The sequence below is a fragment of the Emticicia sp. genome (assembly GCF_049241225.1).
Taxonomy (GTDB): domain Bacteria; phylum Bacteroidota; class Bacteroidia; order Cytophagales; family Spirosomataceae; genus Emticicia.
This window is the reverse complement of the sequence record NZ_JBMLRC010000041.1, coordinates 14,836-29,819: the sequence shown is the minus strand read 5'-3', so window position 1 is coordinate 29,819 and position 14,984 is coordinate 14,836. Positions and strand designations below refer to the sequence as shown.

The window sequence follows — 14,984 nt, the reverse complement described above, 5'->3', positions numbered from 1 at the left end:
TAGATGCCCAGAAAGAAAAAGGATGTTTCCGAAAAAGAAGAGTTGTTTTACAAAGCATTTGTATCACTGATACATAAGGAAATCGACACAAAAATTGTCGAAAATGCTGAAAAGTGTAACCCAATCAGCCCAAGGCAAATCGCAGTTTTTGAAAAAAAACGTGCCGAATTTCTTGGGATAAAGTATTTAATCTATCGCCACCTTGCCAATGGCGGAGGTACATTAGCAACATTAGTTCAAATTTTAGATGTTTGTTTTGAACATAATGTACCTGTAAGTGAAATCTTTACCCCTGAGGTTTTTAAAGCTTTAAAAGGTAAAGCTGAGCTCATCGCTTCAAATCAAGAAACAAAACAGGAAGATATTTTTATACCTGATTTTAGTGAATAGATTTTTGAAAAAGAAAAAGATAGGGCAATGGATTAATATATTGCCCATTTTTTTTTATTCCATAATGCAAATGGAAACCAGTTGCTCTACCCGATTTTCCGACCGCACCAACCTTCTCTCCTAAATAAATTATTTCCCCAACATCAACGTATCGAACAGATAGATGCCCATAAATTGTTTGATAACCATTTGGGTGTTCAATTACGATATATTCGCCTAAGTATTTGTTATAATTCGACTCAATAATCATACCATTTGCCGTCGAAAACACTTCATCAAACTCTTTTGCTGCAATATCAATTGCATGATGAAAATCTAAAGCCCCATTTACAGGATGAATCCTTTCACCATAAAATGATGTAATACCATTACTCTCCGTTATTTTAAGAGGTAAAATACAAGGTATTTCAAAAAATACATTGTTTCTAAAGTAAGCAATCTTTTCAAAAACTATTAACTCTGAGTTATTCTTTATCAAACTTCTCAAGCTATCATACTTGTTTTGGGCAAATATTGTGTTTGAAAACACTAAAAATATGAAATAATAGCAATATTTTTGCATAAAATATTTTTTGTTTATATTTATTTCGTGCAAAATTAAAAAATCGAGTTTATTTAATGACATCTTCTAATAATCTACAAGCATTCTTCGACCAATTTGGTCAACAGATTTTCAGCAATATCAAGCCAAATACCACGGGCGACGAACTCAAAAGAAAAATTTTGCTCAATCGTTTCAATAGTCCAAATAATGAATTTTCGGATTTTACGTTAAAAAATATTGATTCATTGGCCAAGTTTTTTGAAAGTAAATACTTGCATTCTGGAGATTCTAAACCTGTGTCAAACACAGAGCAGATATTGCGAACTCAACTTCACACTGCAGGTATATCACTTTCAGACAATGAGCTGAAAGGATTATTTTCTGGCGAAAAAATTAACTTCATTTTGCGTTTAAAGCATGATTCCCAAAAAGAGAATAGTTCATACAATACCCTTACATTAAGGGTAGATTATAAGACCGAAGAACCTAAACTATTGATTCGCTTTCAACAACCAAGATTGATAATACCTAAGGAAATAACCAAGAATATCTCAACAAACGACCGTAAAACAATAGTTTCCTTGATAAAACGTGGGAATTCGTTTAATTTCACCATCCCAAACACAAATACGACCATCCATTATAAACCTTCACAAAAGATATTAAAACAACCAACTTCTAACACTCCTCAGACTTCAATTTTTAGCGAAATTACAAATACTAAAACCAAATTATAATGAAAGATGAGCTTCTACAACTCGACCTATCTTTTGAAGGTGATACTATTGTACCTGCTGAGATGCTAATAGAGCCCAATAAATGGTTCGCCAGACCTATAGAAGAGCGAAATTTAATAATCGAAGAGATTACCGAATTTTTTTATGGAGATAAGGATGAGGTAAACGGCACATTTAACATTGATTTGAACGACCCCGAGGTAATTGGCTAACTCCAAAAATAATTGTATAATGGACAATAAAATAGTATCGGATTTTTCGACGACTGAACAACAACATATTCTGGGAGCTTTCAATAAAATGAAGGTTAAATACATTGGCTTTGACAGTTATGCGGCTAATTCATATTCTCCTACCCTACCTTATTCCGATATTTCGGTTTGGGTAAAATCAACGCCCGAAAACTTTGAAGCCATAAAGAAAGCCATAAGCCTTGGCTTGGGTAGTAGCAATCGAGTAGCTCTCAAAAAAAATGTTGATGATTTTCAGAACTTCAATGACCCAAATACCCCTTTCATAAACATCGGTTTCACGAAAAATCGCTTAGTTAAAGTTTTTTTGACAATACCTGATTTCCAAAAAGATGATTTTGACAAAGCATTATCAAATGCTCAATTACGTAAAGCGGGTATAGTAAATACCAAAATTTTGAGTGTTGAAGACACTTATAAATCACTCAAAGCATCACAAAATAGACATAAAGGTAAGTTTATTATTAATCTTGAGCGAGAACATGGCAAAATCTTAAATGTAAAAAGTTCATCAAAAAAGGTTTTTCCTAAAAAAGACTTTAATTACATCTTAGCAAATGTTGATTTAGAGGCCGTTTTAGAAAAAATAGGTTACGAACCACGAACAAAAAAATGGGGAAAAGCACAACACCTTTGGACTAGAAAATCGAATGATAGCAAGATAGTTGTTTTTATGAATAATGCCACAAAAGGGTATTTTGATGTAAATAACACAGAAAACAAAGGAACAGTACTTGATTTACTCTTGAATGAGTATAATCGACATTGGCCTGATGTTTTTGCAACGATTGATGAAATATTAGTAAATCCTAACTTAGCAAATGTCAATCAAGAATATGCCAAGGGTAACTACCCAAATACAGAGATGGAAAAACTTTTTCCACTCAATTTAGAACAACAAACCAAACTTCGTGAAAAAGCCATCAGAGAAGAAAATCAAATTTTGGCTTATACACGTCCAAGCTATCTAAAAGAGCGTGGTTTAACCGAAAATGTTATATATGCCCCTGAGTTTTTAGGTCAAATCAATAATATACCGTATGAGTCGAAAGAAACGCAGGGCATGATTTTTTATAATACGGCTTTTCCAATGCGAAATGAATTTGGCTTGACAAGTTTTATTGTTCGATTTATCTCAAATTCTGATAAGCACTCTGGAAAGATATACTTGGCTGGTCCAAAATTCGATGGTATTTGGATGTCAAACGAACTTTTAAAGGCTGATAAAAATATCAAAACCACGCTAAACGGTGAAGCAATAACAATTTCAGAAGGCACTTTAGGTGCAATCCATCGAGTAGAAAAAGATAGTGAAACAAAATTTCAATTTTCATTCAACGCTCATTATTTACCAGAAAACTTACGTCAAAAACATAACCGAGAATCAAACTCAATTGTGAGGGTTATTGTAGATAATGATGGTGATTTTTCTAAAGCTAAAGCTCGACGAATAATTATTACCGAAAGCCCAATTGATGCTCTATCTTTTGCTCAACTAATGCCAATGCCTGATGAATATAATCTTTATATTTCGACGGGTGGCCATCCATCTCCGAAACAGATTGAATTTATCAATAAAGTGCTTCAAAGACATGAATCGGAAGTCATTTTGGCAATGGACAATGAGAATCCTGGTTTACGTTTCAACGCAACTGTGGCTGGAGGTTTACAGCATCCATTGTTACAAACAGAAAATGACATAAAGTTCAGAATTGATTATGTTAATAATAATCAAAATGAAGAAGAAAGCAATGCTTTCAAAAAAACTGAATCACATTTGAAGGTTGAGTTTCCGAAAACCAAGAAATCTACCACTGAAAAAATAGAATCTTTGGTCGATAAAATTATCAAAAACGTAGGTGCATTTTTGGACAAGGACGTTGTAAAAGTGATTGAACGAGTTTCCAGTCAAGAAAATGAATCTTTCAAAATTGCGATGCCCAATAGCCGTCGCCATTTATCAAAAGCCTTAGATATTTTATTGAAAATTCGTTCGGAAATAGCTGGTGAAGGTAAACAGTATTTTTCAGTAAAAAAGCCGATTGGTAAAGACTGGAATGAAGATTTACAAAGCAAAAAGAAACATTCTTTCCAAAATTTAAAGTCTGAAACTAAGCCCTCGGTTGAACAAACTCAAAAGATGAAACTTTAAATTTATAGACAAGTCAGCAGTAAACTGACTTGTCTACAACCAAAAACCACTATTTTTCATGGATTTACGGAAATAAGCTGTAAAATTAGCAATTGCTGGCTTACGCTGTTCTTTCAAGGCGAGCATCCCTTCATATTGCAAATAAATATGAACTTCCATGAATTTATAAATGAAATCTTGATTGAGGGCATTTGTTAAAATATACTCTTTTTCATCTTGCTTAAATCCATAATTAGAGATAGCGTTATTTAACAAACGCCACTTTTCCTCAACCGACTCGGCATTAAAATAGTAGTTTATCGTATCTTCAGTATGCAATTTCTTTTCATCCCTGATTGTTTGTTTTGCCTCCTGCTCAAAATTTATTTCTAATTGTCGTTTCAATCTATTTTCGGTCGTAATCGAAAACTTGACTTTCTCGGCAATTGGTTTTCTTTTTCCTCGGGTATAATGGCTTACTTCCCAATCAAACCTTAGGCTTGTTTTCTTCTCAATTTCTTTTTTGCACCTTTTTAGATACAAATTCACAAATTTATAATTTTCAAATAAAGGCTCATTCATGCCCAATAGCTGCCTTAAATATGAAATGTCATACACTTTTTCTCCTAAATTCAACCAAGCATTAAGGTTTGTAAAAAGTTTGATAGAATACTCACTTTCTAACTTTAAGGCCTCCCCTATCAAAATATTAGTGTATCCTTTTGAAATATCTAAATATTGCTTCAATACCAAGCCCTGAATTTTTAGGGTGATGGTATTGTTTTCAAACATGGCGTATGGGAACGGTACAATGTACCCAAAACGATTTACGCCTTCTATTTGATAACGAACTTTCGTAATGTCATCTAAAGCTTTTCTAATACGTTCTCTATCGACCTGGAGATTATCACCCAAATGGAAACTTAATTTATAAAGGTTATCGGGGTTTAGATTGGCAGAATCATAATTTTCCCCTTGCAGCGATTTTAGCTGTGCGACAAACAGCAAATGTATCTTCTCCTGATGCAAGTCAAAATACTTTCTAATTTGGTCTATATGATTAACAACCCTTGCAACATCTGTCTCTTTACTCGAAAGTCCCTTATCGACAAGTACAACTTCTTGCGGAGATTCAAAAGTTGGCTCTTGTTTTATTTTCATGTTTTCTAAGTCGTTTTCAACTGAGTTATCCACAAATATAGTATTTTTTATTAATAAGGTAACAAATTGTAAGGTTTATAGCTCCTTGATTTTCTTACAATCTGTTACCTTATTCCTTACAATCTGTTACTCTTTATTTTACAATCTGTTACTTTATTCTTACAATCTGTTACCTTATCCTTACAATCTGTTACCTTATTGCCATATTTTCCTTACCATTTGTTACCTTATTACCACTTAACTAATTGTCTATCAATCAATTGCGGGTCTGGACAATTATCTACAAAGTATCTATAAATCTTTAAAATCTGATATTACAATTTAGAAACAATTTTGATATAATAATCTATTAGTGTTAATATGTTAATAAACTTTTCAATTGAACAAAAAAAGGAAAAAAATCAAGAAAAGATAAAATAAATTAGGGTTGGGGGCAGCGGGCAGCAAATTTTGTCAATATTCTGTAGCTTTGGCTTGAATAAGTATCTTTTCTGAATTGATATAAATGGTGCATTTGCTATTTACCATTAAATTTCTTACAAATTGTTACCTATCTAAGAAAAAACATTTATAAATATAAATCAATAATATAAATAACTTATTTTAATATAAATAAATAATATATAACCCTTTATAGTAACCTTTCAAAAAACATCTTTAACTTTGTAAAAATATTGATTTATGCTTATTTTATCCTTTCTCTTCGACCTTTTTAGCCAAGTCTGTAACCTTATCTTCCTATTTTTCTTAATTGCGTTACCTTTTATAGTAAGCTGGAGTGGTTATTTAGGGATAAAATTAAAAAATCGTAAAAATTTAGTCCAAAAAGTACTAAACTATGAGTCTATCATTTATGATGCTAAACTGCACTGGTCCTATTTTCTGCCATCTTTGTCACCATTTGGCTTATTCAAAATAACAAAGCTGGTGTCGAAAATTTGGCATTTTTTTTCACTCAGAATATTAGTAACCAATAACCGAATTATTATTATCGAAGGATTAGCGAAACCTTATATTCGAGAAATCCCACTACACAGTGTTATAAATATACATACTGAGCTTTCATTCATGTTTGGAACAAAGTGTGGTAGAGTAAGTATTTATCATGGCGAACGGACTCACTTAGATTCAATCCTAAATCCATTAGTATTAAAAGATTTCCTGATTAGTTTTTTATCTAAAATCAAACAAACTCAATTTTAGGGATTGACCGTTAGAGACCTCACTACGGTCTTAGTGCGTTTTGTTTTGTCAAAACAACTAAAGTTTATGGCATATGTACCTACGGCAGGCCTTACAGGTGTATATCGTATGTTTATTGGCTGATTTACCAAACTATCATATTCAATCGGTATCCAGTCACCAATACGATAGGTTTTAACTTTTTGATTTTCGAGGATTTCAATGTTGCCATCATAACCAGCGGTTGGTTGAAGTATTAAATAGTAAGTTTGAGATTGCACTTTAAAATCTAATTGTCGTATATAAACACTATAAACCTGACTTTCTGACGATTTTATTAAGTCTGAGCCCGAAATTGGTCTAATATTAAAATTGAAATCGGGTAGTAATTTTACATCTTGTTGATTTGTATTTTGTAAAATTGGAGCTATATCTAAATGTGAGGTACAACCAATAATCCCAAAGAGAAAAAAAGTAACAATATATTTCATACTAAAAATAATTAATGCGAACTCCAAAACCTACTTTACTGTGAAAATCTTGCAAATCTGATGTAGGAGTCCAAATTTGACCAACGCTTAAAATAAAAGAAGTTTTTGTGCTTAGAATCATTTCAATTTCAGTACAAAGCTGCATACCCATTAATATCTTGCTTTCATTTTGAATAAATAATGCAGTTCCAACTTCCTTTTTCTCATTATTTATAGATTCATAGCCTACAAGTCCACTAACGTGAGCATTCAAATAAAATCTTCTACTACGAGATTTTGTTAACTCAAACCCATATCCGACCTCCCCGAAATACTGATTTACAGGTATTCTTTTTTGAATAATAGTTTCATAATATTTTTCTTGAAAATTTAGACCGTACCTAATTCCTCCGCTCCGAGAATTATATTTTGAAACAGCTATATTTAACCAAACAGCCGAATTATCACTTTTATTTGTTGAGAATCTATCCATCATTCCACCAGAAATACTTACTGTTTTTTGGTTTTTACTATGAATTTGAGCAATTAATGAAGCTGGAAACAAGAATATTACTATTAAAATTTTTATCATCTTACAAAGATTTACCACTAATAATTGTTTCATTGTCGATATCAAACTTTAGATGTCGCCCCCCTAATTTTTCATATAGTTCTACTGTCATTACCTTGTCATTTGGAAAAGTAACCACAGGCAACGCAATCACTCGAACAGCACTTTTACCGTTTGATACCCATCCTACATTTTTATTATATTCAAACAATGCCTTCACTTCTATCTCCTGATAAGCCATTCTTTTGGCAACATCAACATCCTTTATATAAAATTTCATAAAATCAATCGTATAATCAATTTCGCTGTGATTATTGATTTCAAATTGAAGGAACATGACTTTATTCTTTATATAAACACCATTTAGAGTCATCCCCATTTTCATCCGGTTAATTCCAGTAGTTTTAATTTGTCTTTTCATAACCGCTACATCCAAACACGTCTGCTCTAAATCTACTTCATTCATTATATTTTCTGGCATAATTATGTTTTCAGGTGTTGATTTTTTCAGGCCAGTTGCTATCGAAAACTCTTCATCATATTCGATATTATTAGCAATTGAAATATTAAGTTTCATAGGATTATCTTCATAGTTTACCAAAAAACTATAAAATCGTCCGTCATCGGTTATAATTGCTAAAGATGTTTCAGAAAATCCTTTTTGATTGGCTTTTACTCTTAAAACATTTTGAGCAGGTTCTGATTTATCTGCTATGATTGCATCTGAACCCAAATCGACATAGACAATTTTATTGGCAAAAATCAAATGAGTGGTCTTTTGAAATGAAACATCCAGGGAATATGAGCCACGAACAGACTTCTTATTTATGGGCATTACGTAAGTGCTTTTGAAGGCATCATCTACCATTAAAAATTTAGATGTTGAATCTCTCAATAAAATTGTTGTATCTTTTTGAGAAAATCCGTGACTTGAAATAAAAAAGAGTAGAAAAATATGTAGTTGTTTCACTATAAAATGATTAAAATTGAACTGGGATTAGTAAAATTTGATGATTGGATTTAATACTAACTTTTGCAACGCTTGCTTTCTGATTTAGAATTTGTTTTCCTGTTTGAATAAGACTTGAAACCCCTTGAGCAGCAATCTGACCGATAATTTGCTGACCTGCTGGAGCATTGCTGGGTGTAGAGTAAAAACCTGGAGAATTTAAGGCATCTGTACTACGAGCAATTGCTTGATTTAACTGTGATTTTACTTGTAAATTCGGAACATAAATACCGTCAACGCCATCATTATCAACCACTTTTACTCGTAATGGCAATAAATCGTCTCCTACTTTTACTGTATTGATTCCAATATAGAGCCTATCGGCGTTAATGGTACAAGTACCCGTTATGAGTGTATTTTTAGGAACTACTACCCCATTTACTTTTATATCTTGGGTCAATCTAACCTTAATATTTGAGCCACTTACCACACTGATTATATCTGCATCACCATGAATTACTGCTTGAATATTTGTAGATGCGTGATTATGCCCTACTTCTTTCTTTTCACCCTTTATTCCATAAAATGCGTTAAGTTTTCTGCCTTCAACCTCAATTTTAGACGAAATTGAGCTGGCAATTACTTTTTCATTAATCACCTTTACATCTGACTGCGGTTTGTTTGATTCTCGTGGTATATCAGAATAATTTGATGGCTGAACGGATGGACTCTGCACGTAAGTCGGATTTGTTCTATTTCCGTTCAGAGCCATCAAATCATTTTGCTGTGATAAACTAAGAGCATAGTTATTCAATTCTTTTGCTCGTTGAATATTTGCTTGAACTTGCCGTTGTTCGGCTGTCTCGGGCTGAGTTTTATAAATATTCTGAATGGCTCTTGTCTGGTCATTCAAAATTGTACTTGTTCGCTTAGAATGTTCTAAAAGGATTTCTTCTTTTGACTTTGGAGTTAGATGATTACGCAGTAGCGTTTGTTTTTCATCATTACTCAGCATTTCGTTACTGCCAATTTTGTTAGCATCAAAATCTGTCAATGAATTATTTTCAAAAGCATTTTTTTCTTCTAATTGTATAGCTGCATCTATTCCATTTTGATACTTATTATCATCAAAATCTTTAATCTTTGCATCAGGCAATCCACTGATAATATCTTTGTTGGAGACCGTTTTTGCTTCAACTTCACCAATAAGCCCGATATTAAAGCCAATGAAACCGATTATTGTGAATACTAAAGGAATTGCAATTATACGAACTCTTCGGACTTGATTAGTATTTATTGTATTCATATCGCTTGATATTTTCATTATAAAAGAGGTTGAATAAAGTACCAGACATAGCCCAGTAAAATACCAATTACAATTATTTTAGTAGAAAACAGACCAATTTTTTCTTGTAAAAAATTAATTTTTTCTCCACTAAATTGTGCTTGGTTTTGAAGTTTTTCAGTAATAATTTCTTTCAATTCTTTCGTTTCATTCATTGCTAACCTTAATTTTTGCCAAGAATATTAAATACTAAAAATTATCTTCAGTTTTAATGTCTTTGTTTTCAACAATTCGCCAGTTCTGCACCATTAAGCCATGCGGATTATTATCACTTCGATTAATTTCCATCAATGTACAATCTGTTACTAATGTTCGAGTTGTTTTGGTGGTTGAACGATTGATATTAATGGTTGCGAAACACTTTGCAGTAAATGGGTAGTCTTTCATATCGACGAATACTGAATCAATATTTATTTCTTGAGAAGCATTAGCCGAAATCAAATCATAATAATATTGTTTTTCAGAATAGGCTTCGTAAAGCTTCTTGATACTGGCATCGCCGTAATAATAGGCTTTACCCATGTTACGCTCGATACTTTTAGGGTCTGGTGAAATCGTAAAAAACAGTTCATGCAATCGTTTTAAATGATGTCTAACTTCGGCAGGTCGGTTTTCTCTCACATTTGATGAAAATGCCTCAATGGCTGCACCTGATGACATTATATAAACTCTTTCTGCTGCTTTATCAGTATTTTTAAAATACAAAAAAGTTATCACTAAAGAATAAATCAGTGAAGCCAACACGGCCACTATCGCAATAGTTTTGGTTAATTGAAAGCTTGTTTCTATGTTTTGAAGTGATTTCATTATCTGTTATTTGACAATTCTTCCAATTGTTTCTCTTTTTACGCTCGAAATTGTGCTTGACGTCATTCGTCCTAATCCAGAAGTAACTTGACTAACACCGCCAACACTAATTATCATATTGGCCGCAGTTGGTACAAAAAAATAACCAACAATACTCAAAATCATGAGAATCAAAATTCCAGTAACAGAGTCTTCCCCACTATTTGTATAATCTTGTAATTGAGCATTTAAGTAGATGACTTCAATCTTAGAAATAATGGTAGCATAGATTCCTGCTGCAAAAGGTAAAAAAGTATAATTCAAATATTTACCTACCCACTCAAAGATATTATTTGTGAAACCGTCCCAAATAGCAATTCCAAAAGCAATTGGGGCAACTACTCGGAGCAATAAGCGGAAAAAGACACTCACTAAAATCATCAGAATGTAACATACATCATGCACGGCACTCAAGATATTTATTAAAAATTTATCTATCGCTAACTCAATTTTTGCAATAAACTGGTCATAGGCAGCACCTAATTCTGATAGAAAAGAAAATGCACTTATATCTGTAATTTTATCTTGTTCGGTGAAAGTTGCTCCATTTTTATCTTTTGCATTTTCATTACTCTTTTGTAGTGCTTGCTCTCGTTTTTTGATTGATTCTTGTATTTTTAATGACATTTGCCCTACGTTGGTGTTTGAAATTTGCAATACCCCCTCTCCCATTCTATCTAATGATTCGCAAAAAGCATTTGAAAATGTTATGAGTTGTAGGATGATGAATGGGCGAATCAACGGGACAAAATCAATCGGTTCGCTTCTTAATAACGAACCCCATATTTTAGTAATGATGTACATTAAAGCTCCAATTCCGCCTATTGCACGACCAATATCAATTAATCCTTTATAGTCATTGGCCATCGAGGTTTTTAATTCTCGATAAGTTGTTTCTATAAGTTTTATAACGTCTGTTGATAATTCCATAATCAAAGATTAATTGTCAGTACAGTTTGGGTCCCAGTATGGCCCTGTTTTATCATATTTCATGCAACCTGTTGACTTTTTAACTCCCGCATTTTTTGTAGTGCTTGAATTAATGGTGTTGGAATTCCGAGTAATAGGCACATTCTCATTGATTGTATTTCTTTCGGTTGTTGTAGTTGTGTTAGATATTGTTCCATTATAATTCCATTGGTATGCACCCATTGCCGATTTTGCAGCCTCATCTTCTGATTGTGATTGCCCCTTTGCTTGAGAAAGTGCATCTGTCCGACCATAACCATTCCAGCCGGTATCTCCATAATTCACATCAATTGTTCCCGTGCTTGGTAAAGAATATTGATTACTATTGATTGCAGTCGAGAAATCCTCAGAAAATCCATATAATGCTACTGTAATTCGATAATCACCATTGGTTTTGGCCCTCATCGTTGATATTGCTCTAACTGATGCTGTGTATTGCTCAATTGATTTGATATGTTGATTGGCTTTATCACAAACTTTTTCAATCCAAGCTAAACGTTCGCCATCTTTCATTTCTAAAAAATTACCTTGTGTACCTTGATTAAGGTCTCTAATTACATTATTTGATTCACGTAATAGAGATTCGTAGCCTAATAGGATTTTTTGCATTTCTGCTGGTTTAAAATGTTTGTCGGTCGTTATTACTTTCACCGCTTGTTGGTAATGTTCCCCTGCATTTTTTATGTTAGTAATGGTTTGAGTAATTCGATGGAAAGTTTTTATACCATTGCTTACTTTTTTTAATTTTTCGGCGGCTTTTAGTACTTCATCTAAATGCAACCCTTCGGTGATTTGGTTTGCGAGGTGTAAGATTTTTGAAGCAATACTAATCCCTGTATGGATTGGGTCGCTTACGACAAACTGCGAAAAAGCTAACGAACTCGTTAAAACAAACATCGTTACAGCTAAAATCCATTTTTTACTCAATGATTTCATAGAATTTATAGTTTTTGAATTATTGAAAATTTGATAGTTTATCCTCTGGCAAAGGTCTTTATTGCGTTTTCTAATCCTATTTTTTCGGAAAGTGCATAGATTAAATCAGACTCTTTACGTTCAGTAGTAAAAGTTGCATAAGCTTCTGGCGAAACTTCCAAACCAAAAACCTTTGATAAATTTCCTCCGAATGTGATGAAAAACTCTTTGTATTTTCTCATGGGGTCATTTGCTTGATTTACACTTAAAAGCATATCCGTTTCAGCCCTTGATAAGCCCAGTGTATTGGCAACTTCTTGTATGTAGTTTTTGTATCGAGAGAAATCTAATAACACTTTGGTCGGTGAGTTGTTGATGATTGCATCCTTCACCAATTCACTCGTCAAATCTTGGTATTCTTGCGTAACTGTTATTAAACCACCCCCGTGTTTACGAGCTGTTTTGGATACCCATTTCATAAATTGAGCAAATGCAGGATTGGAAACTGCTTTCCATGCTTCTTCAATGACTAAAAACTTATAAAATCCTTTCATTTTAACCAGCTTTTGGGCATACGCATTCATGATAATGATACTAGTAATAGGAAATAATACAGGGTGGTCTTTTATATTATCTAACTCGAAAACTACAAATGGATGTTTCTCAATTTCAAAATTTTCACGACTATTAAGTAAGTATCCATACTGACCATTTTTATAATAACGTCGCATGATGTACAAGAAATTTTTTAGGTCAAATTCTTTCTCACGCCCATCATTTTTATTGAAAATGGTTGGATATACTTCATTACAATAATCAAAAAATAGGTTAAAATCTACGAAGAAATGCTTGCCTTTTTGCTTGAGTTCTACTAAAGTTTCGTAGAATCGAACAATCATATCATCTAAGGTTGTATTTTCTGAGGTGCTCACCGATGAATCTTCTCCCTTCCAAAGAGCTTCTAATATCGTTACTAAGTTTTCTTTGGTTTCTAAATCAGGCAATAATGATTGAATATGAAATGGATTAAATGCAATAGGTTTCTTTTCATCGTAGGTGATGTATCGCCCCCCTACCAACTCACAGAGTCTTTTATAAGAGTTACCAGTGTCCACAATTGTAATATGGCTTCCTCTTTCATAGAGATAATACATTAGATTATTGGTTAAAAAGGACTTTCCCGAGCCTGATGGCCCAACAATCATTACATTTCTATTCGTAACCAACCCTTTTTGCATAGGTTCATCAAAAACATCTAACATTAATGGAATTCCAGTGAGTCTATCTGTGACAACCATTCCCTGTGGATTTCCCTGAAATTTATTGAGAAGAGCATCTTTATAGTTTGCTTCTAAAGCCAACAAACATATTGCATGACCTCTGAATACTAGGCTCAGATTATCTTTTCCAATATCTGCGGCATTACCAGGAATACAATACCAATAAAGCAGAAAACCATCATATTCTGCCTGTTTGGGTTTGAATCCCATTTTTGTAATTGCTGCAGAAACCATTGAACGATTATCTTCCAATACATTTAAGTCTTTGTCCCAAATCAAGATATTCGCATGAACCGCCACTGCTTTTTCGTTATCGGCCAAGCTTACCTCAACAAATTCTTCTTTATAATCTCGATTGACTAAATTCTCTTTACTATATGCCGAGAGCGACGTAAATCGTTTAATATCTTGATTTAACTTTTGTAGTAAATCATTGTGGTCGATGATTACTATGATTTGATTATAAATATGGCTAAATGGAAGCATAATGCCTAAGTTTGCTCCCAGAGAAATTCCAATATAGGTTTTGTCTGTACAATATTTTTCCAGCTTAGTTTGATTTGTAATAACTGATGGAAAATCTTCTAATTGATTGATGGTTAAAGTTTTACAGTGATTTCCTCCTATTTTAAATTGTTTGGGGTCAATATCAGAAATACTATTTTCTTTGAAAGATAATGACGAATAGTTATGGTAAATTTTGCTTATTTCTTCGCCGTTTATTTCATGAACTTTGTAGAAACCCGATTCTTTTAAAATCATTATAAGTTGCCCAACGGCTTCAACAAACTCCTTTTTATCTTTTTCGTTTAGTTGTGTTTTAGGCACTGCTTTTGCCTTAAACAAATTTGATGAAGTGCATATCTTCTTTTCAACGGTTGATGTTGATTTGGTAATGAATAAATAAGATTTACTTGACAAAAAAGGTCTATTCGCAAAGTGTCTTTCATTGGCATGTGACACAATTTTGGCTTTTAATAAGTATTCTGCATCATAATTCGGCAAGTATTTTTCTTCGATGTACCAATCTTGTTTGTGTAAAACTGTATTTATCGGTAATACGCCTAATGCTCTTTCCCAAAGCGTTGACAAGTGGTCATAATCAGTTTCATTCAATGAAAATATTTCGGGCATTTCTAATTCAAAACATAAAGTAATATCAGCCATTTTTGAAATAACTGTGTTATCTTCAATGGCTAAAATCGGGAATTTTTCATCTAAATTCATAACCTTACTCATGTTT

The 14,984-nt window shown here is 32.9% G+C and carries 15 protein-coding genes; 4 read left to right on the top strand and 11 right to left on the bottom strand.

Annotated features, from left to right (window positions below; all coding sequences use genetic code 11):
- Positions 1 to 3 precede the first annotated feature (3 nt).
- A complete protein-coding gene (locus ACOVO2_RS02645) occupies positions 4 to 390 on the top strand; it encodes a hypothetical protein (protein WP_421768485.1) in 387 nt (128 codons plus the stop codon).
- On the opposite strand, the gene ACOVO2_RS02640 is transcribed toward ACOVO2_RS02645, so the two are convergent.
- Positions 380 to 952: a M23 family metallopeptidase gene (locus ACOVO2_RS02640; protein WP_421768484.1), complete on the bottom strand. Its 573-nt coding sequence runs from the start codon at positions 950 to 952 to the stop codon at positions 380 to 382. The genes ACOVO2_RS02645 and ACOVO2_RS02640 overlap by 11 nt on opposite strands.
- A 56-nt stretch (positions 953 to 1,008) precedes the next feature.
- On the opposite strand from ACOVO2_RS02640, the gene ACOVO2_RS02635 reads away from it, so the two are divergent.
- Genes ACOVO2_RS02635 through ACOVO2_RS02625 form a run of 3 tightly spaced genes read left to right on the top strand, consistent with a single transcriptional unit; the run spans position 1,009 to position 4,074 of the window.
- A complete protein-coding gene (locus ACOVO2_RS02635) occupies positions 1,009 to 1,671 on the top strand; it encodes a hypothetical protein (RefSeq protein ID WP_421768483.1) in 663 nt (220 codons plus the stop codon).
- Positions 1,671 to 1,883 carry a hypothetical protein gene (locus tag ACOVO2_RS02630; protein WP_421768482.1) on the top strand — a complete coding sequence of 71 codons (213 nt, stop codon included), beginning with the start codon at positions 1,671 to 1,673 and terminating at the stop codon, positions 1,881 to 1,883. Before ACOVO2_RS02635 ends, ACOVO2_RS02630 begins: the two co-directional genes overlap by 1 nt.
- A 19-nt stretch (positions 1,884 to 1,902) precedes the next feature.
- On the top strand, positions 1,903 to 4,074 hold the full coding sequence (locus ACOVO2_RS02625) for a toprim domain-containing protein (protein ID WP_421768481.1): 2,172 nt from the start codon (positions 1,903 to 1,905) through the stop codon (positions 4,072 to 4,074).
- A 33-nt stretch (positions 4,075 to 4,107) separates the two neighbouring features.
- On the opposite strand, the gene ACOVO2_RS02620 is transcribed toward ACOVO2_RS02625, so the two are convergent.
- The 10 genes from ACOVO2_RS02620 to ACOVO2_RS02575 all read right to left on the bottom strand — a co-directional run bounded on the left by ACOVO2_RS02620 (position 4,108) and on the right by ACOVO2_RS02575 (position 14,980).
- Positions 4,108 to 5,247 carry a replication initiation protein gene (locus ACOVO2_RS02620; RefSeq protein ID WP_421768480.1) on the bottom strand — a complete coding sequence of 380 codons (1,140 nt, stop codon included), beginning with the start codon at positions 5,245 to 5,247 and terminating at the stop codon, positions 4,108 to 4,110.
- A gap of 1,166 nt (positions 5,248 to 6,413) precedes the next feature.
- On the bottom strand, positions 6,414 to 6,887 hold the full coding sequence (locus tag ACOVO2_RS02615; RefSeq protein ID WP_421768479.1) for a hypothetical protein: 474 nt from the start codon (positions 6,885 to 6,887) through the stop codon (positions 6,414 to 6,416).
- 1 nt (position 6,888) lies between these two features.
- Positions 6,889 to 7,491: a conjugal transfer protein TraO gene (locus ACOVO2_RS02610; RefSeq protein ID WP_421768478.1), complete on the bottom strand. Its 603-nt coding sequence runs from the start codon at positions 7,489 to 7,491 to the stop codon at positions 6,889 to 6,891.
- Positions 7,460 to 8,407 carry a conjugative transposon protein TraN gene (gene traN, locus ACOVO2_RS02605; RefSeq protein WP_421768477.1) on the bottom strand — a complete coding sequence of 316 codons (948 nt, stop codon included), beginning with the start codon at positions 8,405 to 8,407 and terminating at the stop codon, positions 7,460 to 7,462. The genes ACOVO2_RS02610 and traN overlap by 32 nt, the downstream gene beginning before the upstream one ends.
- A gap of 10 nt (positions 8,408 to 8,417) precedes the next feature.
- Positions 8,418 to 9,692, bottom strand: coding sequence for a conjugative transposon protein TraM (gene traM, locus ACOVO2_RS02600; protein ID WP_421768476.1), 1,275 nt, complete (start codon positions 9,690 to 9,692; stop codon positions 8,418 to 8,420).
- Between the two features lie 17 nt (positions 9,693 to 9,709).
- Positions 9,710 to 9,886 (bottom strand): hypothetical protein, encoded by a 177-nt coding sequence (locus ACOVO2_RS02595; RefSeq protein WP_421768475.1) that lies wholly within the window; start codon positions 9,884 to 9,886, stop codon positions 9,710 to 9,712.
- Between the two features lie 34 nt (positions 9,887 to 9,920).
- Complete coding sequence (gene traK / locus ACOVO2_RS02590; protein ID WP_305951673.1) at positions 9,921 to 10,538, bottom strand: conjugative transposon protein TraK; 618 nt, start codon at positions 10,536 to 10,538, stop codon at positions 9,921 to 9,923.
- Between the two features lie 6 nt (positions 10,539 to 10,544).
- Positions 10,545 to 11,507: a conjugal transfer protein TraJ gene (locus ACOVO2_RS02585; RefSeq protein WP_421768474.1), complete on the bottom strand. Its 963-nt coding sequence runs from the start codon at positions 11,505 to 11,507 to the stop codon at positions 10,545 to 10,547.
- A gap of 9 nt (positions 11,508 to 11,516) precedes the next feature.
- Complete coding sequence (locus tag ACOVO2_RS02580; protein ID WP_421768473.1) at positions 11,517 to 12,482, bottom strand: hypothetical protein; 966 nt, start codon at positions 12,480 to 12,482, stop codon at positions 11,517 to 11,519.
- A gap of 38 nt (positions 12,483 to 12,520) precedes the next feature.
- The gene (locus ACOVO2_RS02575; RefSeq protein WP_421768472.1) at positions 12,521 to 14,980 is read right to left on the bottom strand and encodes a TraG family conjugative transposon ATPase; all 2,460 of its coding nucleotides are present in this window, start codon (positions 14,978 to 14,980) and stop codon (positions 12,521 to 12,523) included.
- Between the last annotated feature and the right edge of the window lie 4 nt (positions 14,981 to 14,984).